At 61.7% G+C, this 21,533-nt stretch carries 18 protein-coding genes; 16 read left to right on the forward strand and 2 right to left on the reverse strand.

Annotated elements, in window-relative coordinates; genetic code table 11:
- Positions 1-69: 69 nt before the first annotated feature.
- The 6 genes from SynA1544_RS06455 to SynA1544_RS06480 all read left to right on the forward strand — a co-directional run bounded on the left by SynA1544_RS06455 (position 70) and on the right by SynA1544_RS06480 (position 6,916).
- A complete protein-coding gene (locus SynA1544_RS06455) occupies positions 70-1,002 on the forward strand; it encodes a glycosyltransferase family 2 protein (RefSeq protein ID WP_186515255.1) in 933 nt (310 codons plus the stop codon).
- 130 nt (positions 1,003-1,132) lie between these two features.
- The gene (gene rpsB, locus SynA1544_RS06460; protein ID WP_006850376.1) at positions 1,133-1,849 is read left to right on the forward strand and encodes a 30S ribosomal protein S2; all 717 of its coding nucleotides are present in this window, start codon (positions 1,133-1,135) and stop codon (positions 1,847-1,849) included.
- Between the two features lie 84 nt (positions 1,850-1,933).
- On the forward strand, positions 1,934-2,596 hold the full coding sequence (gene tsf, locus SynA1544_RS06465) for a translation elongation factor Ts (RefSeq protein ID WP_038555235.1): 663 nt from the start codon (positions 1,934-1,936) through the stop codon (positions 2,594-2,596).
- Between the two features lie 5 nt (positions 2,597-2,601).
- Positions 2,602-3,723 carry a hypothetical protein gene (locus SynA1544_RS06470; RefSeq protein ID WP_186515256.1) on the forward strand — a complete coding sequence of 374 codons (1,122 nt, stop codon included), beginning with the start codon at positions 2,602-2,604 and terminating at the stop codon, positions 3,721-3,723.
- A gap of 32 nt (positions 3,724-3,755) precedes the next feature.
- Positions 3,756-6,194: an ATP-dependent DNA helicase RecG gene (recG, locus tag SynA1544_RS06475; RefSeq protein ID WP_255477782.1), complete on the forward strand. Its 2,439-nt coding sequence runs from the start codon at positions 3,756-3,758 to the stop codon at positions 6,192-6,194.
- Positions 6,195-6,214: 20 nt separating this feature from the next.
- Positions 6,215-6,916, forward strand: a complete 702-nt coding sequence (locus SynA1544_RS06480) for a M15 family metallopeptidase (RefSeq protein WP_186515258.1) — start codon at positions 6,215-6,217, stop codon at positions 6,914-6,916.
- On the opposite strand, the gene SynA1544_RS06485 is transcribed toward SynA1544_RS06480, so the two are convergent.
- Positions 6,880-8,622 carry an NADPH-dependent assimilatory sulfite reductase hemoprotein subunit gene (locus SynA1544_RS06485; protein ID WP_186515482.1) on the reverse strand — a complete coding sequence of 581 codons (1,743 nt, stop codon included), beginning with the start codon at positions 8,620-8,622 and terminating at the stop codon, positions 6,880-6,882. The genes SynA1544_RS06480 and SynA1544_RS06485 overlap by 37 nt on opposite strands.
- 88 nt (positions 8,623-8,710) lie before the next feature.
- Between SynA1544_RS06485 and glyS the strand changes: the two genes are divergently transcribed.
- Both glyS and SynA1544_RS06495 read left to right on the forward strand, forming a co-directional pair.
- Entirely contained in the window at positions 8,711-10,876 is a 2,166-nt protein-coding gene (gene glyS / locus SynA1544_RS06490) for a glycine--tRNA ligase subunit beta (protein WP_186515259.1), read from the forward strand.
- Positions 10,877-10,926: 50 nt separating this feature from the next.
- Complete coding sequence (locus SynA1544_RS06495) at positions 10,927-11,151, forward strand: hypothetical protein (RefSeq protein ID WP_255477758.1); 225 nt, start codon at positions 10,927-10,929, stop codon at positions 11,149-11,151.
- Positions 11,152-11,200: 49 nt separating this feature from the next.
- On the opposite strand, the gene chlP is transcribed toward SynA1544_RS06495, so the two are convergent.
- Positions 11,201-12,568, reverse strand: coding sequence for a geranylgeranyl reductase (gene chlP, locus SynA1544_RS06500; protein WP_186515260.1), 1,368 nt, complete (start codon positions 12,566-12,568; stop codon positions 11,201-11,203).
- A 108-nt stretch (positions 12,569-12,676) separates the two neighbouring features.
- Between chlP and SynA1544_RS06505 the strand changes: the two genes are divergently transcribed.
- Genes SynA1544_RS06505 through ccsB form a run of 8 tightly spaced genes read left to right on the forward strand, consistent with a single transcriptional unit; the run spans position 12,677 to position 21,505 of the window.
- Positions 12,677-13,429: a M15 family metallopeptidase gene (locus SynA1544_RS06505; protein WP_186515261.1), complete on the forward strand. Its 753-nt coding sequence runs from the start codon at positions 12,677-12,679 to the stop codon at positions 13,427-13,429.
- A complete protein-coding gene (locus SynA1544_RS06510; protein ID WP_186515262.1) occupies positions 13,426-15,957 on the forward strand; it encodes a U32 family peptidase in 2,532 nt (843 codons plus the stop codon). Before SynA1544_RS06505 ends, SynA1544_RS06510 begins: the two co-directional genes overlap by 4 nt.
- A 57-nt stretch (positions 15,958-16,014) precedes the next feature.
- On the forward strand, positions 16,015-17,823 hold the full coding sequence (gene typA, locus SynA1544_RS06515) for a translational GTPase TypA (RefSeq protein ID WP_186515263.1): 1,809 nt from the start codon (positions 16,015-16,017) through the stop codon (positions 17,821-17,823).
- The gene (locus tag SynA1544_RS06520) at positions 17,823-18,179 is read left to right on the forward strand and encodes a DUF309 domain-containing protein (protein ID WP_186515264.1); all 357 of its coding nucleotides are present in this window, start codon (positions 17,823-17,825) and stop codon (positions 18,177-18,179) included. Before typA ends, SynA1544_RS06520 begins: the two co-directional genes overlap by 1 nt.
- A 50-nt stretch (positions 18,180-18,229) precedes the next feature.
- The gene (locus SynA1544_RS06525; RefSeq protein WP_186515265.1) at positions 18,230-18,667 is read left to right on the forward strand and encodes an LptA/OstA family protein; all 438 of its coding nucleotides are present in this window, start codon (positions 18,230-18,232) and stop codon (positions 18,665-18,667) included.
- Positions 18,664-19,392, forward strand: a complete 729-nt coding sequence (gene lptB / locus SynA1544_RS06530; protein ID WP_186515266.1) for an LPS export ABC transporter ATP-binding protein — start codon at positions 18,664-18,666, stop codon at positions 19,390-19,392. Before SynA1544_RS06525 ends, lptB begins: the two co-directional genes overlap by 4 nt.
- Before the next feature lie 29 nt (positions 19,393-19,421).
- Positions 19,422-20,552, forward strand: coding sequence for an LptF/LptG family permease (locus SynA1544_RS06535; protein WP_186515267.1), 1,131 nt, complete (start codon positions 19,422-19,424; stop codon positions 20,550-20,552).
- Between the two features lie 38 nt (positions 20,553-20,590).
- The gene (gene ccsB, locus SynA1544_RS06540; protein WP_186515268.1) at positions 20,591-21,505 is read left to right on the forward strand and encodes a c-type cytochrome biogenesis protein CcsB; all 915 of its coding nucleotides are present in this window, start codon (positions 20,591-20,593) and stop codon (positions 21,503-21,505) included.
- The last annotated feature ends 28 nt before the right edge of the window (positions 21,506-21,533 follow it).

Raw genomic sequence — 21,533 nt, forward strand, 5'->3', positions numbered from 1 at the left:
AAGGGGGGGGCCTGCGGGCCCCTTTTTTGTTGTTCGTAGGGTGGGTGGCCATTTGCATCGGCCGTCGCGATGTTCGTCAGCGTCGTTATTCCGACCTACAACCGACGCCCGATCCTCGAGAAATGCCTCTCGGCACTGGAAGATCAGCAGCTTGCTGGAGCTCTTCAGGACTACGAGGTTGTTGTGGTTGACGACGGTTCCACCGATGGAACGCCGTCATGGCTGAGCGAGCAGTCCCAGCGTTTTCCCCATGTGCGCCTGATCGAGCAGGAGCACGGTGGTCCTGCCGAGGGCCGAAACCGCGGTGTGGATCACGCCCGTGGCGATGTGATCGTCTTCATCGACAGCGATCTGGTGGTCACAGAAACCTTTCTGGCCACCCATGCACGGGCGTTGCAGCAGTGCTGGCAACGGCGTGGTGATCGGCTCTGCTTCACCTACGGCGCTGTCATTAACACCGCCAACTTCGAAGCACCCTGCTCGGAGCGCCACAAATTACGAGACTTGTCCTGGGCTTATTTCGCCACCGGCAATGTGGCCATTGATCGGGAGGTGCTGGAGCGCTCAGGCCTGTTTGACACTGGTTTCCGCCTCTATGGCTGGGAGGACCTGGAACTGGGTGAGCGTCTGCGGCGGATGGGGGTTGAGTTGGTGAAGTGCCCGGATGCTGTCGGTTATCACTGGCACCCCGCCCTCAGCCTCGACCAGATCCCCCGACTTGTGGAAGTGGAGGGTGAACGGGCCCGTATGGGGCTTGTTTTCTACCGCAAACATCCCACCAGGCGGGTGCGGTTGATCATCCAGTTCACCTGGTTCCATCGCATCCTTTGGGAAGTGCTCACCCTCGGTGGGCTGATCAATCCCTCAAGCCTTCGCCCGCTGCTCCGTTGGCTGATCCGGCATGGCTATCCCGGAACGGCGATGGAGTTGCTTCGTTTGCCCCTCAATCGCATCGGTGTGCGTGCCCTGTTCCGTGAAGCCAGAGCGGCAGGGCTTCGCTGATCAACGTTTTGATACCTTCTATAGGTCCTTTCACTCCGCACACCTGCCCGTTTCGGGTGCACCGTGAGACCAGCTCCTGCTGGTTGTTCAGGTCCCTGGCAGGTGGAGGCGAACCCGAAACCCTCAAACCATGGCTGTCGTCACCCTCGCCGAGATGATGGAGGCTGGTGCCCACTTTGGGCACCAGACCCGTCGTTGGAACCCCAAGATGTCGCGCTACATCTACTGCGCGCGCAACGGCGTTCACATCATCGACCTCGTGCAGACCGCCGTCTGCATGAACAACGCCTACAAGTGGACCCGTTCTGCGGCACGCAGCGGCAAGCGTTTCCTTTTCGTTGGCACCAAGAAGCAAGCCTCTGAAGTTGTGGCGCTGGAAGCTGCCCGCTGCGGAGCCTCCTACGTGAACCAGCGCTGGTTGGGCGGCATGCTCACCAACTGGACCACCATGAAGGCGCGGATCGACCGTCTCAAGGATCTGGAGCGGATGGAGTCCAGCGGCGCCATCGCCATGCGCCCCAAGAAGGAAGGTGCGGTGCTGCGTCGCGAACTCGAGCGTCTCCAGAAGTATCTGGGTGGCCTCAAGAACATGCGTCGCCTTCCCGATGTTGTGGTCCTGGTGGACCAGCGTCGTGAGTCGAATGCGGTGCTCGAAGCCCGCAAGCTCGACATCCCTCTGGTTTCCATGCTGGACACCAACTGTGATCCGGACCTCTGTGAGGTGCCGATTCCCTGCAACGACGATGCCGTTCGTTCTGTGCAACTGATCCTGGGCCGTCTGGCCGATGCGATCAATGAGGGCCGCCACGGTTCCAACGATCAGCGTGGTGGCGACAGCGAAGGCTGATCTCCTCTCACCGCTAAGTTCACGCCGCTGATTCCAACCAGGGAATCGGCGGCGATTCAATTTCCCTTCTCACTGCTCCGACCGATGGCTGCTGCCGTATCCGCCAAGCTTGTCAAAGAACTGCGCGACAAGACCGGCGCGGGGATGATGGATTGCAAAAAGGCCCTGGCCGCCACGGAAGGCGATGCCAACAAGGCCGTTGAGTGGCTTCGCCAGAAAGGCATCGCCAGCGCTGAAAAGAAATCCGGCCGCACCGCCGCCGAGGGTGCCATCGGCAGCTACATCCACACCGGTGCCCGCGTGGGTGTGCTGGTTGAGGTGAACTGCGAAACCGACTTCGTGGCCCGGGGCGACATGTTCCAGTCGCTGCTGCGTGATGTCTCCATGCAGGTGGCGGCATGCCCCAATGTTGAGTACGTCACCACCGACGAGATTCCCGACGAGATCCGTGAGCGGGAAAAGGCGATCGAGATGGGTCGTGACGATCTCGAGGGCAAGCCTGAGCAGATGAAGGAAAAGATCGTTGAGGGCCGCATCGGCAAGCGCCTCAAGGAACTCGCCCTCATGGAGCAGCCCTTCATCAAGGACAGCTCCATCACCGTTGCTGACCTCGTCAAGCAAACCGCTGGCAAGATCGGCGAGAACGTGAAAGTTCGTCGCTTCACCCGTTACACCTTGGGCGAGGGCATCGAGGTGGAGGAAAACGATTTCGCTGCTGAAGTGGCGTCCATGCAGAACGCCGGCTGATTCCCTTGTCCGACCCGGACGTCAGGCCTGCTTACGACCCGTCAGAACAGCTGGCACGCCTTCAACGGTTGTGCCGGCTGCGGGCCATCGCCCTGTACAGGGAGCAGGCTCTCTATCTTCAGGTGCTGCGGGAACTGCTGGAAGGAGCCACCCGTCAGGCCCTGTTCAATCTTCTCGGTGAGGTTGATCCCTCCCGTTTTGGTCGGCTGCCGGAGTCGACCCGTCAGAATTTCCATGCAGCGGTCACAGACCTGATCGACCGCTGCAGCGTTCTGCTCACAGTTGAGCAGCTGATGCAGCTGGTGGGGCAGATGCAGCAGGAGCAACGGCGCCAGCAGGCCCATGCCAGCAGAAGCATGCTGCAGAAGCTCAGTCGCCAGTCCCAGGAGAGTGCGCCTGAACCCGAGCCACCCACCTCTGAGCTCCCACGGGACGAACCGAGCGGATCCATTCAGTTGAGCTTGGCTTCACCGCTTGAATCCCCCCCGAGGACCGCTTCCCCGGACCCCGTTAAAGAATCCGTCCCTGAACCTGCAGACAACAAATCTTCGGGTGATTTGGATGTGCTCCGCTCACTGTTCGAGCTGGCCGGTGATGCGATGCAGCAGGCCCAACAGCCCCTTGATCCCGGTGCTGTTCTTGATCCTTCGCTGGACGGCAACGACCACTTTCTCCCGAATGAACCGGATGCGCTGTTGCACTGGATTCAGGCCATGGATCAGGCGCTTGAGCGACGCCTTCGCAACCTGTCCCATGCGGTGAATGTGCAGATGCTGCGGTCAGGACTGGCCCAGACCCTCCTTCCTATCAGCCTTCTGGATGCTGTCCTGAAGGGGCAGGTCGAAACGCAGCCAACCGCCACGAACGTGCTTCGCCTGCGCCTCCCTCTGGCCGTCGGTGAGCTCGACCAGGGCATGGATGTGCTCTGTGTGCTCTTACGCAGCAACGATCTGGAGTTCGACAGCCCACGTCTGCGTCAGTGCCGCAAACGATTGCGCGCTCACCACCATGCTCTGCTCACAATGGTGCGGCAGCAGCGTCATTGGCAGCGTCGCTCCCTGGATCGTGAGGCCCGGACCCATTGGCAGACCCCATCGGATTCAACGCAGCAGCTGAGCGGGGACTGACCAGCGAGCAGCTGTCGCTGCTCCTCACCTGGATGCTTCCCCTTCAGCGCTCGCTGGGGTTGGAGGCCGACCGTGGTTTTCAGAATCTGCAGGGTCGCCAGCAGCGCTTTCACGCCTTTCTGCAGCAGCAACTCGCAGCGCCTCCGGCCGTTCCCTTCCCCCAGGGGGTCAGTGAACGCATGTCCAAGCTCAGCTCTGGCTTTGCCGACTATCCGGAGCTCGCTGATCCTGCCCGCCGTCGCTTGGTCACCGATGCCCGTCAGTGGCTGCATGAGCTGCGCCATCGCCTGGAACCCTCGGCTCCTATGGCACCGCCACGCCTCAAGGTTCAGGCGTCGCCCCAGCAGCGTGCCAGCTCACCACTGCAGCTCGATAGTCCCATCACCCAGATCCGTGGTGTGGGTCCGAAATTCGCGGCACGGCTGGCTTCGATCGGCCTGCTTCTGGTGCGTGACCTGCTCCGTTATTACCCCCGCGACCATGTCGATTACTCCGCGATGCGCCGCATTGAGGCGCTGGTGTCGGGGGAAACAGCCACGATCGTCGCCACGATTCGCCGTTGCAACGGATTCGTCAGCCCACGGAACACCAACCTCGCCATCATTGAGCTCCAGCTCCAGGACCCGACCGGTCGCCTCAAGGTGAGCCGTTTCCTGGCGGGCAAACGCTTCAGTTCTCCGGCTTACCTCAAAGGCCAGCAGCGTCTCTACCCCGTTGGTGCCACCGTGGCCGTCAGTGGTCTGGTGAAAGACGGCCCCTACGGCATCACCTTTCAGGATCCGTTGATCGAGGTGCTGGACAGCCCCTCGTCTCCGGTCCAATCCCCCAGCATCGGCCGGCTTCTCCCGGTGTATCCCCTCACCGAAGGGGTTGGCGCGGATCGGTTCCGCAGCCTGATCGATCAGGTCCTGCCCCTCGCGGCATCGTGGCCTGATCCGCTTCCTGCCCTGCTGCAGCGGCAATTCCAGCTGCCGGCACTGTCGGAGGCCCTGCAGGCCCTGCATGCACCCAAGGATCGCGAAAGCCTTGATCAGGGACGGCGCCGGCTGGTGTTCGATGAGTTTCTGCTCCTGCAGCTCGGTCTGTTGCGCCGACGCCAGGCCCTGCGCTCCCGGACGGGACCGGATCTGGATCTCCAGTCCAGCTCCAGCGGGCTTGTGGGGGAGTTCATGGATCTGCTGCCCTTCCGCTTCACCGCAGCTCAGCAACGGGTGTTTCAGGAGATCGAAGCTGATCTGGCGCGCAGCGAACCCATGGCCCGTCTGGTGCAGGGGGACGTCGGCTCGGGAAAGACGGTGGTGGCCATTGCAGCGTTGCTCAGCACCATTGCCTCGGGCTGGCAGGGGGCCCTGATGGCCCCCACGGAGGTGTTGGCCGAGCAGCATTACCGCAACCTCTGCCAGTGGCTGCCGCCGCTCCATGTGAGCGTCGCTTTGCTGACGGGATCCACGCCGCGGCCCCGCCGTCGGGAGCTGCTGGATGACCTGGCCAACGGTTCGCTGAAGGTGCTGGTGGGCACCCATGCCTTGCTCGAGGATCCTGTTGTTTTCAACCGCCTGGGGCTTGTGGTGGTGGATGAACAGCACCGTTTCGGTGTGCATCAACGGGATCGCCTGCTCAACAAGGGCTTGCAGCCCCATCTGCTCACCATGACGGCAACACCGATCCCACGGACCCTGGCGCTCTCGATGCATGGGGATTTGGATGTCAGCCAGATCGATGAATTGCCGCCAGGGCGAACGCCGATTCGCACCCGCATGCTCACGGCTGCGAAGCGGGAGAAGGCCTATGAGTTGATCCGTGAGGAGGTGAAGCTGGGCCAGCGGGCCTACGTCGTTCTGCCTCTGGTGGACGAATCGGAAAAGCTCGAGCTTCGCTCGGCCGTGGAAGTTCACGCTGAATTGGCCTCGGAGGTTTTTCCTGATCTGGCCGTTGGTTTGCTGCACGGGCGTCTCTCCAGTGCTGAAAAGCAGGCGGTGCTGACCGATTTCGCTGCTGGCACGACTCAGGTGCTGGTGTCGACCACGGTGGTGGAAGTGGGCGTGGACGTGCCCGAAGCCAGCGTGATGGTGATCGACCATGCCGAACGTTTCGGCCTGGCGCAGCTGCATCAGTTGCGGGGGCGCGTTGGCCGTGGCGCCGCTGCCTCCCATTGCCTGTTGATCAATGGCAGCTCCAATCCCCTGGCCCGCCAGCGTCTCGATGTGCTGGTGCGCTCCACCGATGGTTTCGAGATCGCCGAGATGGATCTGCGCCTGCGCGGACCTGGACAGGTGCTGGGGACCCGTCAGTCGGGCCTGCCTGATCTGGCTCTGGCCAGCCTCGCCGATGATGGTGCCGTTCTGGAGGATGCACGAACAGCCGCCCAAGAGCTGTTGAAGACCGATCCTGAGCTCGAGCAGCACCCGTTGCTGCGCGAGACCCTGGATGCACAGCAGCGTCGTCTCAGCGGCGGCACCCCCTTGAACTGATCCCATCTGTTGCCGCCTCGATGCGTCCCTGGAGCCCGATTCCCATCGAAGATTGCGGCGAGCCGATGCAAGAGCTGCCTCCAGCTTTGTTGCGGATGGAGCCTCATCCGTACATGGCGCTTGGGGCCCCCTATGGGGCATCGGGGACTCCCTTCAAACTGCGCCTGGGGGTGGTTCAGCGCCTGCTAGACGCCCAGCAGCAGCTGGTTGAGCACGATCCCAGTCTGCGCCTGAGCATTTTTGATGCCTGGCGGCCCATCGCCGTGCAGGCCTTCATGGTGAAGCACAGCATCTCGGAGCTTTGCCGCGAGCGCGGCGTGGAAGCGCGCTCGGGGGACGCCTTCGATCGGGTGGTGGCCGATGTGGGGCGCTTCTGGGCCGACCCCAGTCGCGATCCCGCGACGCCGCCCCCCCACAGCACCGGTGCGGCGGTCGACCTCACCCTCAGCAGCTGTGATGGAACGCCGCTGGCCATGGGTGGAGAGATTGATGCCATTGGTGCGGTGTCTGAACCGCAGCACTACGCCGCTCGGGAGGATCTCGAGGCTCGCTGTTGGCATCAACGCCGGCAGTTGCTGGCTGATGTGATGGAAGCGGCCGGCTTCGCCCAGCATCCCAACGAGTGGTGGCACTACTCGTTCGGTGATCAGCTCTGGGCCTGGCGAAGGGGTGAAGTGGTGGCGCTCTATGCCGAGGCCGTCAGCAGCGCGCTCACTTCCTGATCCCCCAGCTTCTCGATGTGGTCCCCGAAGCTGCGTCGGCCGCCGGCGGCTTTCCAGCTCAGGAGGAGCGGCTCAAGGGTTGTCTCCAGATCATCCAAGGGCAGCTTCTCCATGTAGGGGCGCGCCAGACGCTGGAGGTTGGGAGTGCCGCCGAGCCAAAGCTGGTATTGGTTGACCCCGTTCCCCACCAATCCGAGCTCGGCCATGTAAGGGCGGGCACAGCCATTGGGGCAGCCGGTCATGCGCACGAGCAGAGACTTCTCGATCTCGAGGCGCCGGAGCTGAGCATCGAGGCGTTCCAGAACATCCGGAAGGATGCGCTCCGATTCCGTGATTGCCAGCCCGCAGGTGGGTAGAGCAGGGCAAGCAATGGCATGCCTGGCCAGGGGTGCTGGTGCTTCAGGTGCCTCAAAGCCGAGGGATTCCAGCTGGGTTCGAATGCTGGCCCGCTGGGCGGTGCCGATGTTGCACAGAAGCAGGTCTTGATTGGCGGTGAGACGAATCTCCAGCTGATAGGTCTCAACGATCTGCCTGAGCCCTGCCTTGAGATCCCCGTTCAGGCGACCGCAGAGCAGGGGCAGCCCCACGAACCACATCCCGGCTTTTTGACGATGCCAGCCGAGGTAGTCGAGAAGTTTGGCCTTTGGCTCATTGCGCAGCCCCTTGAGGCTTCCCTTGAAGTAGGTCGCGCACAGGGTGTCGCGGAACCATTGAATGCCCTTGTCGTGCAGCAGATATTTCATGCGGGCGTGCTTGCGCACCTCTCGATCCCCGTGATCCCGTTGCAGCGCCAGGATCGCCTGAACCACATCCAGAACGTCGGCAGCATCGACGTAACCCAAAGGATCCGCCGTGCGGGCGAAGGTTTCCTCTTTGTTGTGGGTGCGGCCCATGCCACCGCCCACGTAGACGTTGCAGCCCCGCAGATCGCCGGAGGGGTCGGTGAAAGCCACCAGGCCGATGTCCTGGGTGAGCAGGTCAACAGAGTTGTCCCCCGGCACGGTGACGGCCACCTTGAATTTCCGGGGCAGGTAGGTGTCCCCGTAGAGAGGTTCCTCAGTGCTGCCGGAAAAAACGCCGCCCTCGCTCTGCCGCTTCCTGGCCTTCTGAACGGCTCGGCTGGGCTTGAAGCGATAACTCAGGTCACCATCCACCCAGAGGTCCAGATAGGCCCCCTCGGCCGCTTCGGGGCTGAGCAGATCAGCAATTTCATCGGCCAGGCGCCGTGCCACGGGGTAGCCGCCTTTCTCAAAAGGAGCTGGTGGTGCCATCACATTGCGGTTGATGTCCCCGCAGGCCGCCAGGGTCGAGCCCATGTTGCGAACGATGGTGCCGATCACCTCTTTCAGGTCGGCCTTGGCGATGCCGTGCATCTGGAAGGCCTGACGGGTGGTGGCCCGCAGAGTTCCGTCCCCAAGGCGGTTGGAGAGGTCATCGAGGGCGAGGAACAGTCGGGCAGGGATGCGTCCGCCCGGACTGCGTAGCCGCAGCATCATCTGCCAGCTGCGAACCTTGTCCGTCTTGCGTAGTTCGCGGTGGTGCTGTTGGTAGCTGCCGTGGAACTTCAGCAGTTGAACGGCATCTTCCGTGAAGCGAACATCGTCGTTGCTGAGCTCGCTCAACAACGGGTCGCGCAGATGGTCGCTGTCCAGCTTGCGCTGCTCCGCCTTGGACAGCGATTGAGTTCCTGTTTCCGCCACTGCCAAGGAGCCTTCCCCCACCCCGAAAAGGATTTCTTGATTTGAACGTAGCGAAACGGCTTCCAATACAGTCGCTTCCGGCTCTGACCTTGGCGTGACGGCAACCTTTCTTCTGGAAATCGGCACCGAGGAGCTTCCTGCCGATTTCGTCAGGCAAGCGCTTGACCAGCTGCAGCAACGGGTGAGCCGTGATCTGCGTGAGGCAAGGCTTGGCCATGGAGCGGTGTCGGTGTTCGGCACCCCCCGGCGTCTGGTGGTCTCCGTTGCTGATCTGGAGGACCGCCAACCCGATCTTGAGGAAGACCGCAAGGGCCCTCCCGTGGTTCAGGCTTTCAAGGACGGCGTCCCAGGGCCAGCGGCGATCGGTTTCGCCAAGCGCTGCGGGGTTGATCCCTCAGCTCTTGAGCAGCGTGATACTCCCAAGGGGCCTTGTGTCTTCGCAACCGTGCTCACCCCCGGTCAAGCCTGCGTTGAACTGCTCCAGGGGCTGATCCCCCAATGGATTGATGCGTTGCAGGGCCGGCGGTTCATGCGCTGGGGCACCGGAGCCCAGCGCTTCAGCCGCCCCATTCGCTGGCTGCTGGCGCTGAAGGGTTCAGAGGTGATCCCGGTGGTGCTGGGCGGCGCTGACCCTGAGGTCCGCAGCGATCGTTTCAGCCGTGCCCACCGTCTCCATGGTGACGAGCCCCTCTCCATCGCATCAGCGGAACAGTTTGGAGAGACCCTTGCCGCCGCTGGCGTTGTTGTCGATCGTGCGGATCGGGCCAAACGAATTCGCACCAGCCTGGACCAGTCGGCACAGGCCGCCAACGGAACTCCCGACTGTCCGGAGTCGCTGTTTGAGGAACTGGTGGACCTGGTTGAAGACCCCAGGATTCTCGAGGGAACCATTGCTGAGCGGTTCCTCCAGCTTCCTCCGGAGGTGATCAGCACGGTGATGCAGGCCCACCAGCGTTATGTGCCGCTGCAGGTGCCTGGTCTGGAGGCTGATCCGCTCCGACTCACCGCTGAGGCTGTGCTTCGGCCCCAGTTCCTTTTGGTGGGCAATGGCCTGGCCCCGGCGTCGTCCTTGATTGTTCGCGGCAATGAACGTGTGCTTGGAGCTCGCCTGGCGGATGCCGAATTTTTCCTCGATGTTGACCGGCGTCAGTCCAGCGAATCCCGACGTGAAGCTCTCGACCGTGTCACCTTCGCCGAAGGCTTGGGAAGTCTTCTGGACCGCTCCGAGCGAATCGAGCGGCTCACGGGCCTGCTGTTGAAGCAACTCGGTCTGGATCAGAGCGTGGTGGATGCGGCCCAGCGTGCCGCTCATTTCTGCAAGAACGATCTGGTCAGCCAGATGGTGGGTGAGTTCCCTGAACTTCAGGGCCTGATGGGGGGCAAATACCTCCTGGAGGAGGGAGAACCCCGCGATGTTGCTCTTGCTGTGGTGGAGCACTATCTGCCCCGAGGAGCCGGTGATGCTCTGCCCGCAACCCCCGCGGGAGCCGTTGTGGCCTTGGCGGAACGGCTCGAGCTGCTGCTCAGCATCTTTGCCAAGGGAGAGCGACCAACCGGATCCTCCGACCCCTATGCCCTGCGGCGGGCCGGCAATGGTGTTGTGCAGATTCTCTGGGGCATGGCCTGGCGCCTAGACCTCATGGCCTTCCTCAGCAACGCCGTGGAGGAGTGGGCTGCTCTGTTCCCGGCCTTTGCGGTGGATGCCAGCCAACTGCATAACGACCTCTGTCAGCTGATGCGGCAGCGGATCGTGTCTCAACTGGAAGACGACGGCTTTGCGCCTGATCTGGTGCAGGCTGTGGCTGGTGATGCCGTCTCCAGCCAGCGTCTGCTCAGTGATCCCCTGGATGTCAAGCAGCGGATTCAACTGTTGCGTGACCTTCGGGACAGCGGTCAGCTGGATGCCGTCCAGGCGGTGGTGCAGCGGGCAGCGAAGCTTGCCGAAAAAGGTGATCTGGCACGCGATCAGCTTGTGGCCGGCGAAGTGGTTGAGGCCGAACGGTTCGAGTCCGCCAGTGAGAAGGATCTGTTCGCAGCTCTCGAGCAGCTGCAGCCATTGGCTCAGCAGCGGTCGTATCAGGCCCTTGCCGATGCCCTCGTCGCGGCAACCCCGGCGCTCCAGGCCTTCTTTGATGGTGACACCAGCGTGATGGTGATGGTCGACGATGCCACGCTGAGGCTCAATCGCCTCAACCTGTTGGCGGTCCTGCGCAATCAGGCTTCGGTCTTGGCCGAATTTGAATCGATTCAATCCAAATGAAGGCAGCCCTGGCCTCTGCGGCTAAGCAGGGGCCAGTCCAAGCAGCCTCAATGTCTGCTCAACAGACGAACACCACCCAGCAGCCTGTGGTGATCCGCCAGGGAGGAAATGGTCTGGGCAGCGTGATTGCGGCGCTGATCTTGGCTGCTGCCGCCGTTTACGCCGTCAACGTCTGGTCGACGACCAAGAAAGAAACATCCCCCGCCAAGAACATTGAGCAGGGGATTGAGCGGATCAAGGATGCCGCTGGCAAGGCGATCGAGTCGCGCAACTGACCAGCAGCATTGTTGTTGGTGTTGGAGTGATGTTGAGGGCCGGCCTCCGTCAGGAGACGGCGGCCTTTTCCTTCGACTCGGAACCTTTGGATTCGCCAGCCTGTGCCTTGATCTGCTGGGCCGCTTCCTCCGCCAGGAAATCGCCGTCGGAACGGCCAACGGCCGAAGGAACAGGGTTGTAATCGGACGGAGCTAGGGCCTCGCCTCGAATCAGGCTGCCCAGGGTGCGGAGGGTGAGCTTGATCTGCTGCCAGGGGTTCATCATCACCACCCGCTTGTACAGATAGCTGTCGAAGGTCAGCTTCTGCACGTCCTTGTCGTCGCACATTTCGACGAAGGCTTCCCGGGCAGCGTCGTTGCGGTAGAAGATTCGCTGCAGGATGTCGAGCACCGCATAGGTGGCACCGTATTTGCGGTCCCAGCGTTTGAGATAGGTCGACTTGATCTGCTTCTCAGTGGGGATGGAAGCACCGTTGTTGGAGATTTCCACAATCGCTTCGGCACACATCCGGCCGCTCTTGGCAGCGAAATAAATGCCTTCCCCGGAGCTCTTGGTGACGTAGCCCGCTGCATCGCCCACCAAGGCCATGCGGCCCACAACCCGACGCGGACGGGGGTGCTCAGGAATCGGATGGGCTTCCACCTTGATCACTTCGCCCTGGAACAGGCGCTTGTTGGCCCGTTCACGAATGCCCCTTTGCAGACCCTTGATCAGGCTCTGGTTCTGCTGCATGGTTCCCGTTCCCACGGCCACGTGGTCGTATTTGGGAAACACCCAGGCATAGAAGTCGGGAGAGACGTCTGTTCCGACGTACATCTCAGCCAGATCTTGGTAGTAGGTCATCTCCTCAGCAGGAAGCTTGATCCGTTCCTGGAAGGCGATGGCCACGTTGTAATCCCCGGCGTCCATGGCTTTCGCCACCCGGGAGTTGGCGCCATCGGCACCGATGATCAGATCCACAGCCAGAGTCTTCTGCTCACCGGTGGGGCCACCACCGCTGTAGTCGGCGTAATGAATGGTGTAAGGGCCCTGACGGTCTGCACCGGTGTCGATCTTCTGCACCAGACCGTTGATCAGAGTTGTGCCCAGATCGGCGGCGCGGTTGCGCAGGAAGGCATCGAACACCTCACGACGGCACATGCCGATGTAGGCGTTTTCGTCGTAGCCGAGGGGATCGAGCTTGATGTCCACCTCCCGGTTGGAAGGAGAGATCATCTTCATGTTGCGGACCTTGCGGTCGATGATTTCGTCGGGCAGGTCGAACTCTTCGACCATGCAAAGCGGAATGGCTCCACCACAGGGTTTGGCGTTGTCGAGTTTGCGCTCGAACAGCCAGGTTTCAATTCCCGCCTTGGCCAGAATTTCGGCAGCACAGGAGCCACTGGGGCCGCCGCCGATCACCGCAACTCGCAACATCTCAGCCCGTCTCCGCTGGATTGTTTTGTGAAGCTATCACTGTCACAACAACCATTGTGGGTTGAGCTGGCTGCTGCCTTTACGATCGAAACAACACGCATCAGCGCCTTGGTTCGGGCCTCCTCTGCGCGACGCATCGAGCGGGAGGACATTCCGGTCGCCCGTCGAACACGACAGCCGCGACAACGCAAGGGAAACAGCGCGGCTGGTCTGCTGTTCGGGCTTGTTCTTGTCTGTGCCGGAAGCCTTGCTGGGGTGGTGCTGGTTCCCACGCTGCTGTCCCGTCGTCAGCCCACGCAGAGCCTCGAGATATCGGGGTTTCGCGAACGTCCCGACGCCGATGGCCGTCTCCTGGGTCACTTCCCCTATGACGAGGCGGACGCCGATCAACTCATCGTCTTTGAGCCGGGGATTGAGCTGAATGTGGAGGCCGCGGATGCCCTCGACACGATGATGCGATCCGCCTCGGCAGACGGGGTTGATCTGCGTCTGCTCAGTGGATTTCGCTCCCTGGCCCTCCAGGAATCGATCTTCTTTGACGTGGCCTCCGAACGGAACCAGACCGCCGAAGAGCGAGCCCAGGTGTCAGCTCCACCGGGCTACTCCGAGCACAGCACCGGTTACGCCGTCGATCTCGGCGATGGCCGTTTCCCTGAGACCAACCTCTCCCAGAGCTTTCAAGACACCGCCGCCTTTCGCTGGTTGCAGGACCATGCGGCGAGATATCACTTCGTGTTGTCCTTCCCTGAGGGCAACAAACAGGGTGTGATGTACGAGCCCTGGCATTGGCGCTACGAGGGCAATGCGGATGCACTGCGTTTGTTCGAGCCGGCCAGTCGGTTCTCCAGGCGCGACCCTTGACCGTTCCCGAACTGCTGTCACCTGCCGGCGACTGGGCTGCGATGAAGGCGGCCGCTGCCTCCGGTGCCGATGCGGTCTATTTCGGTGTTGACGCTTTCAACGCCCGCCAGCGGGCTGAAAATTTCCGACTGCAAGACCTTCCTGAGGTGATGCAGTGGCTGCATCAGCGGGGTGTGAAGGGATTCCTCACCTTCAACGTGTTGGTGTTCAGCGATGAATTGGAGGCAGCAGCTCAGTTGCTGATCGCTGCAGATCGAGCCGGTGTGGATGCGGTGATCGTCCAGGACGTGGGGCTCTGTCGCCTGGCCCAGCGGCTGGTGCCGAACCTCTGTGTGCACGGCTCAACCCAGATGTCGATCACCAGTGCCGCCGGGATTGCCCAGGCTGCGGCGCTCGGTTGCCAGCGGGTGGTGCTGGCCCGGGAGCTGGCCCTGCGTGATCTTGAGCGCCTGCAGACACAACTGGTTCAGCGGAACCTTGCGATGCCGTTGGAGGTGTTTGTGCACGGCGCCCTTTGCGTCGCCTATTCCGGTCAATGTCTGACCAGTGAATCCCTTGGGCAGCGCAGTGCCAATCGAGGTGAGTGTGCCCAGGCCTGTCGCCTGCCCTACGAAATGGTGGTGGATGGTCAACCCCACCCCCTTGAAGATCAGCGCTACCTTCTCTCGCCCCAGGATCTGTCGGCCTGGGAGCTGCTGCCGGAGTTGCAGCGCATCGGCGTGGCCAGCCTCAAGATCGAAGGGCGTCTGAAGGACGCTGCCTACGTGGCTGCCGTCACCGACGCCTATCGCCAGCGCCTGGATCAAACCCCCGCTTCGGCACCGCAGGTTCAACGCCAGCTGGAGCTGGCCTTTTCCCGAGGCCTGTCCACCGGTTGGCTTGAAGGGGTGAACCATCGCCGTCTGGTGCATGGCCGCTGGAGCAAGAAGCGGGGCCCGCTGCTGGGGCAGTTGCTGCGGATGGAACGGGGTGGTTGGTTGCATCTGCGCAGCCGGGAACAGCTGCATCCCGGGCAGGGCCTTGTGCTGGAACAACTGTCGTCCGACCCGCTGCAGCCGCCTCGGGAGATCGGTGGCCGGATCATGGTGTGTGAGCGGATGGGCGACGAACGCTGGAAGCTGCGCCTGGGGCCCGATCGTGTGGATGGCTCAGGCTTGAGACCTGGCGCCTCGGTCTGGCTCACCAGTGACCCCGATTGGCAGTCCCGTTGGCAGCGTGCCGCCCGTCGCACGGTGGAGCCTCGGTCCCGGGATCTGGCGCTGCGGGTGTCCGGTCGGCTGGATGCACCGCTGGAGTTGCAGGTGCTGGAGCCCCAGGGATTTGAGCTGAAGCTCTGCAGCACCATGCCGCTCCAGAGTGCTTCGCAGCGCCCCCTGGATCGGGAACGGCTTGAGCAGCAATTGGGACGCCTGGGGGGAACCGGTTGGTCGCTTCAGCATCTGGAGATCGAACTGGAGGGCGATCTTTTTCTGCCTGTGGCGGAACTGAACCGCATGCGCAGGGCTCTGCTGGAGCAGTTGGAGGCCACAGGGGATTGCAGCACCGGTTCAGGGCCTGTCCCTGCAGCCACCAAAACGGCAGACCCAACGGAGCTGCTGGCTCAGATGTGCCCACCAGCTGTCGCTCCCCTCAGTGAGACCAAGCCAGGCTTGGTGGTGCTGGTGCGCAGCCTGGAGCAGCTGCAGGCCTTGGTGGATCTCTCCGGCACGGACCTGCCGATTCGCTCGGTGGTGGCGGATCTCGAGCAACCTCGGGAGCTGCGGGAAGCGGTGGCGATCGGTCGAGGCTGCTGGCCGGAGGGTGTATGGCTGGCCGGTGCACGGATCACACGGCCTGATGAACGCTGGTCGCTTGAGCCACTGATTCGGGCCCGCCCTGACGGTTTCCTGGTGCGAAATGCTGATCAGCTGGAGGTGCTGACGCCGCTGGCCCCCTGCATTGGTGACTTTTCCCTCAACACCTCCAACCCCCTCAGTTTCCACTGGTATCGCGACCACTGGAATCTGCAGCGGCTCACGGCCAGTTACGACCTCAACCTTCAGCAACTGCTGGATCTGGCCGCCGCCGTTGATCCAGCGCTGCTGGAGGTCACCCTGCATCAGCACATGCCGTTGTTCCACATGGAGCATTGCCTGTTCTGTGCATTCCTCTCGGACGGCAAGGACCACACCGATTGCGGTCGTCCCTGTGAGAAGCACCACGTCACCCTGCGGGATCGCAGTGGCGTTGAACATCCCCTGCGGGCTGATCTGGGTTGTCGGAACACCCTTTTCAATGGCACGGCGCAATCGGGCGTTGAAGCGCTTCCGTCGCTGCTGCGGGCAGGCGTGCGCAGGATCCGGCTCGAACTTCTCGATGAGGATGCCGCTGCGACGCAACGGCGCGTCAGCCTTTACGCCGAGGCTCTGGCGGGTCGGATGGCCACCCAGGAGGTCTGGTCCCAGGAGCAGATCCACCACCAGCTGGGCGTCACCCGCGGCAGCCTGCGCAGCAAGGGTCCGGAGCGCACCAGTCGATTCTCACGTTGAGATAACCTGTCGCACTGCGCCTTTGGCGTTCTTCACAAATACTTACGGTCAGCCCGCATGAGCGCCAACAACAAGGCGATCCGCAACATCGCGATCATCGCCCACGTTGACCACGGCAAGACGACTCTGGTCGATTCGCTGTTGGCGCAGTCAGGAATTTTCCGCGACAACGAGGCCGTCCCCACCTGTGTGATGGACTCCAACGACCTGGAGCGTGAGCGGGGCATCACGATCCTGTCGAAAAACACGGCGGTCACCTACAACGACACCCGGATCAACATCGTTGACACCCCTGGTCACGCCGATTTCGGTGGAGAAGTGGAGCGGGTGCTGGGCATGGTTGACGGTTGCCTGCTGATCGTGGATGCCAACGAGGGGCCAATGCCCCAGACCCGTTTTGTGCTGAAGAAGGCCCTCGAGCAGGGCCTGCGTCCGATCGTGTTCGTCAACAAGATCGACCGGGCCCGGGTGGATCCCGAGACCGCCGTCGACAAGGTGCTCGACCTCTTCCTCGAACTCGGCGCTGACGATGATCAGTGCGATTTCCCCTACCTGTTCGGCAGCGGTCTTGGAGGCTTCGCCAAGCCCGACATGAAGACCGACAGCGACAACATGCGTCCGCTGTTCGATGCCATCCTGCGCCACGTTCCGCCCCCGGTTGGTGATCCGGAGAAGCCCCTCCAGCTGCAAATCACCACCCTTGACTATTCCGACTTCCTCGGCCGGATCATCATTGGCCGCGTTCACAACGGAAAAATCAAGCAGGGTCAGAACGCTGCGCTGATCAAGGACGACGGCAGCATCAAGAAGGGCCGCATCAGCAAGCTGCTGGGCTTCGAGGGTCTGCAGCGCGTCGAGATCGAAGAGGCGTCTGCCGGAGATCTGGTGGCCGTGGCTGGCTTTGACGACGTCAACATCGGCGAAACCATCGCCTGCCCCGATGAGCCCACCGCTCTGCCGCTGATCAAGGTGGATGAGCCCACCCTGCAGATGACCTTCGTCGTCAACGATTCACCCTTCGCGGGCAAGGAAGGCAAGTTCGTCACCAGCCGTCAGGTGCGTGACCGCCTGCAGCGTGAGTTGCTCACCAACGTTGCCCTGCGTGTGGAAGACACCGATTCACCGGACCGTTTTGCGGTGAGTGGTCGCGGTGAGCTGCACCTCGGCATCCTGATCGAGACCATGCGCCGTGAGGGCTATGAGTTCCAGGTGTCCCAGCCGCAGGTGATTTACCGCACCATCGATGGCACCCCCTGCGAGCCGGTGGAAACCCTGGTGATGGATGTGCCTGAACCAGCGGTGGGCAGCTGCATCGAAAAACTGGGCACCCGCAAGGGCGAGATGCAGAACATGGAAACCAGCGCTGATGGCCGCACCCAGCTGGAGTTCATCGTTCCCTCCCGCGGTCTGATCGGTTTCCGCGGTGAATTCATCCGGGCCACCCGCGGCGAAGGAATCATGAGCCATTCCTTCTATGAATACCGGCCGATGATGGGTGAATTCGACACCCGCCGGAACGGTGTGCTGATCGCCTTCGAAGAGGGAACAGCAACGTTCTATGCCCTTAAGAACGCCGAGGACCGCGGCCAGTTCTTCATCAGCCCGGGCACCAAGGTCTACAAGGGAATGATCATCGGGGAATACAACCGGCCTCAGGACCTCGAGATCAACGTCTGCAAGACCAAGCAGCTCACCAACATGCGTTCCGCGGGCGCTGAGGAACTGGACACGCTGCAAGCACCGGTGCAGATGACGCTGGAGCGCGCGCTGGAATACATCGGTCCCGATGAGATGCTCGAAGTCACGCCCGAGTCGATCCGTCTGCGCAAACTTCCCGGCAAGAAGCCGGCCAAGTCCAAGCGCTGATGCCTCAGGCGGACCCTCGCTTTCAGCAGGGTGTGGAGCTCTTCAATGCGGGTGAGTGGTACGCCGCTCATGATCTGTTTGAGGAGCTCTGGCATGAAACAGCTGATCCGGAACGGCGCAGCCTTCAGGGGATCCTGCAGGTGGCGGTAGCGCAGTTGCATCTGCAACGGGGCAACCGGCGCGGTGCCACGATTCTTTTCGGTGAAGCTCTGGGTCGTCTCAAACGTCCTGGAACCCCGGATCTTGGCTTGGATCTTGCGTCTCTGTGCCGTGCTGTGCAACAGCGGCTTGAGGCGCTTCAGCAGGATGGGGATCCCGAGTCATGCACTGTCCCTGTTCTTGAGTTCATGCGCTGAAGCGCCGGTAATCTCAACAAACTTAGGCAGGTGGTGTGGCAGTGAAAGCAATGCTCCGTTCTCGGGGGCTTCTTTTAGCTCTGCCCCTTCTGGCCACTCTGTGGCCCCTGTTGCCGGCCCAGGCTCAGCAAACAGCTGACGCAGGCGTCATCACGATTGAGTCTGATCTTCAATCGGCCGACAACGCCACCGGTGTGATCACCGCCAGCGGCAATGTTCGCTTGGTGCATGCCGGTCGCGGTTTGGTGGCCACCAGCCGACAGGCCCAGTACTTCACGGAGGAAGACCGGATTGTGCTGAGTGGTGATGTGGATGTGATCCAGGCTGATGGCAACCAGCTGCGCGCTGATCGCTTCACCTATTTGCTGGACGAAGGTCGTGCGATTGCTAGCCCTGTTCCCGGCCAGCAGGTGTTCAGTCAGTGGTCGCTCACTACCGGTCAACCCGTGCTCGACGTTCAGGCCGAGACAAACCCGGTGACTCCATGACCCTGGAACTGTCGAATGTCTCCATCACCCTTGGGGGCCGCCAGTTGGTGAAGGGCTTGGATCTGAAGCTTGCCCCCGGCGAGGTGGTCGGCCTGCTCGGTCCCAATGGAGCTGGAAAAACCACCACTTTCAATCTGGTGATTGGTTTGCTCTCCCCTGATCAGGGCGAGGTGACCGTGAACGGTGAGCGGGTCACCCATCTGCCCATGCCGGAGCGAGCCCGGCTTGGTGTGGGTTACTTGCCCCAGGAAGCCAGTGTGTTTCGCAATCTCACGGTGCGTGAAAATCTGGATATCGCCCTTGAACAGACCGATCTCAGTTCCGAGGAGCGTCGCGATCGGCGCCAGCAGCTAATCGAGGACTTTCACCTCAGCGCGTTCATCAACCGTCTTGGCTTCCAACTCTCCGGGGGTGAACGTCGCCGTTGCGAAGTGGCCAGGGCACTTGCCTCGGGTGCCAACGGACCGACGTATCTGCTTTTGGATGAACCCTTTGCCGGCGTCGACCCCCTTGCGGTGGCGGATTTGCAGCAACTGATCGAGGGGTTGCGCTCCCGGGGCATGGGGATTCTGATCACCGATCACAACGTGCGCGAAACACTGGCCACCACCGATCGGGCTTACATCCTCAACGACGGTGCGGTGTTGGCCGCAGGACGTTCCGAGGAGGTGGCAGCTGATCCACAGGTGCGTCGTTATTACCTCGGGGAGGGATTCCAACTGTGATTTTGGATCGTCTCAAACGGGCCACCTGGATGCGGCTGGATCTTCTGGATCGTTGGTTGCTCAAGGAGCTGCTTGGTCCGCTTCTGTTCTTCATTGCCCTGTTCACTCTGCTGCTGCTCACGGGTGGCGTGATGTTTGAACTGGTGCGGCAGATGGTCGACAAGAACCTGCCGATCACGATCGCGGTTCAGGTGCTGCTGTTCAGCATTCCGCGTTGGCTGGCCTTCTCAGTGCCGATCGGAACGCTGATGGCATCCCTGTTCGTGTTCACCCGTCTTTCTGCAAACAACGAACTCACCGCCCTGAGAAGCCTCGGCATCACCACGAAGCGGATAATCAGTGCCGCTCTCGCCCTCTCGATGGCGATGACCCTGTTCACCTTCGTTCTCAACGACGTGGTGGTGCCCCGCAGCCAACGCTATGCAGAGGTGAGCTTGAAGCGCGCCTTGGGGCGTTCTCTCGCCAGTGAGACTGGACGCGACGTCATTTATCCCCGCTTCGGCAGACGCATTGGTTCAGATGGTGAGAAGGGTGACAAGGGCCTGCTTCAACTGTTTTATTCCCGCAAATTCCAGAACGGCCAAATGCTGGATGTGACGGTTCTGGATTTCACCAGACCCGGTCTTACCCAGATGTTGCGTGCTGATCGGGCCATCTGGAATGAGGCCCAAGCCAGCTGGGATTTCATGGGTGGCCAGATTCTGACTTTGGCGGCGAATGGCAGTTCAACCAAGGCCGATTTCGATCGTTACGTCTATCCCCTGGGATCTGGGCCGCTGCGTTTGGCGGGGATTGAGAACGATGCCGTGAACATGACCGTTGCTGAAGCACTGCAGGCCCAAAGGGTGTACGAAGAGGCCGGCAGCATCAAGGAAGCCCGAAAAATCCGTGTGCGGATCCAGGAGAAGTTCACGGTTCCGATGGCCTGTCTGGTGTTTGGCTTGTTTGGAGCCACCCTCGGCGCTCAGCCCAGTTACCGAAGCAGCCGAAGCTTCTCGTTTGTGCTCACCCTCGGCATCATCGCTGTCTATTACGTGATTGGTTTCAGCTTCAGTTCCCTCGGGGTGAAGGGAACCCTGCCGCCGATCCTGGCGGCCTGGCTGCCTGTGATGTTGTTTCTCGGGGCGGGTGGTCTGTTGCTGAAACAGGCCAGTCGCTGATTGGCCGGGGCAGAATCGACGTGTCTTCAGGAAATGGTGTGCTGAACACGCCCTTTGAGCTAGTCACCAGTCTTGGTTTCGCTGGCTTTGTGTTGCTGCTGCTGGCCATGCCCCTGGCTTTCTGGGCGGTGTCCAGCCAGTCCCGGGCGGGCTTGGTGCGGCTGCTGGTGGCCGTCGCCAACCTTCTGTTCACGGCTCAGCTCATTTTGCGTTGGTGGCAATCCGGCCACTTCCCGATCAGCAACCTGTACGAATCCCTGTGCTTTCTCGCCTGGGCTTGCACCCTCACCCAGCTGCTGGTGGAACGGGCCTGGCCTTCTCCCGTCGTTGCGGCTGCGGCCACCCCCATGGGCCTTGGTTGCATTGCCTTCGCCAGCTTTGCCTTGCCCGATCAATTGCAGTCAGCGGCTCCTCTGGTTCCCGCCCTGCGCTCAAGCTGGTTGGTCATGCATGTGAGCGTGATCATGGTGAGTTACGCCGCACTGCTGGTGGGATCCCTGCTCTCTTTGGCGGTGTTGGTCACCGATCGCGGCCAATCCCTGGAACTGCGGAGCAGTTCGATTGGCAGTGGTGGATATCGTCAGGCGGCCTCGATCGCGAATGGTGGTTCTGTTCAGCTGCAATCGGTTCAGCTGAGCACCAATGAGCAACTCGACAGCCTCAGTTATCGCACGATCACGGTTGGGTTCTTGATGCTCACAGTGGGTATCGTGAGTGGTGCTGTTTGGGCGAATGAAGCCTGGGGCAGCTACTGGAGCTGGGATCCCAAGGAAACCTGGGCCTTGATCTGCTGGCTGGTGTATGCCGCTTATCTGCACACCCGCCTCAGTCGCGGTTGGCAGGGCCGACGCCCAGCTCTTGTGGCTGTGGTTGGCCTTGTGGTGATCGCTGTTTGTTACATCGGGGTGAATCTGCTGGGCATCGGTTTGCACAGCTACGGATGGTTTTTTTAGCGAGCCGTAGCTGTCTGAACTCAATAGA

The sequence above is a fragment of the Synechococcus sp. A15-44 genome (genome assembly GCF_014280115.1).
Classification (GTDB): domain Bacteria; phylum Cyanobacteriota; class Cyanobacteriia; order PCC-6307; family Cyanobiaceae; genus Parasynechococcus.

Coding starts and splice junctions, on each gene's coding strand:
- SynA1544_RS06455 (WP_186515255.1), top strand. CDS start 70: ATGTTCGTCAGCGTCGTTATTCCGACCTACAACCGACGCCCGATCCTC.
- rpsB (WP_006850376.1), top strand. CDS start 1,133: ATGGCTGTCGTCACCCTCGCCGAGATGATGGAGGCTGGTGCCCACTTT.
- tsf (WP_038555235.1), top strand. CDS start 1,934: ATGGCTGCTGCCGTATCCGCCAAGCTTGTCAAAGAACTGCGCGACAAG.
- recG (WP_255477782.1), top strand. CDS start 3,756: ATGCTTCCCCTTCAGCGCTCGCTGGGGTTGGAGGCCGACCGTGGTTTT.
- SynA1544_RS06480 (WP_186515258.1), top strand. CDS start 6,215: ATGCGTCCCTGGAGCCCGATTCCCATCGAAGATTGCGGCGAGCCGATG.
- SynA1544_RS06495 (WP_255477758.1), top strand. CDS start 10,927: ATGTCTGCTCAACAGACGAACACCACCCAGCAGCCTGTGGTGATCCGC.
- chlP (WP_186515260.1), bottom strand. CDS start 12,568: ATGTTGCGAGTTGCGGTGATCGGCGGCGGCCCCAGTGGCTCCTGTGCT.
- typA (WP_186515263.1), top strand. CDS start 16,015: ATGAGCGCCAACAACAAGGCGATCCGCAACATCGCGATCATCGCCCAC.
- SynA1544_RS06520 (WP_186515264.1), top strand. CDS start 17,823: ATGCCTCAGGCGGACCCTCGCTTTCAGCAGGGTGTGGAGCTCTTCAAT.
- SynA1544_RS06525 (WP_186515265.1), top strand. CDS start 18,230: ATGCTCCGTTCTCGGGGGCTTCTTTTAGCTCTGCCCCTTCTGGCCACT.
- lptB (WP_186515266.1), top strand. CDS start 18,664: ATGACCCTGGAACTGTCGAATGTCTCCATCACCCTTGGGGGCCGCCAG.
- SynA1544_RS06535 (WP_186515267.1), top strand. CDS start 19,422: ATGCGGCTGGATCTTCTGGATCGTTGGTTGCTCAAGGAGCTGCTTGGT.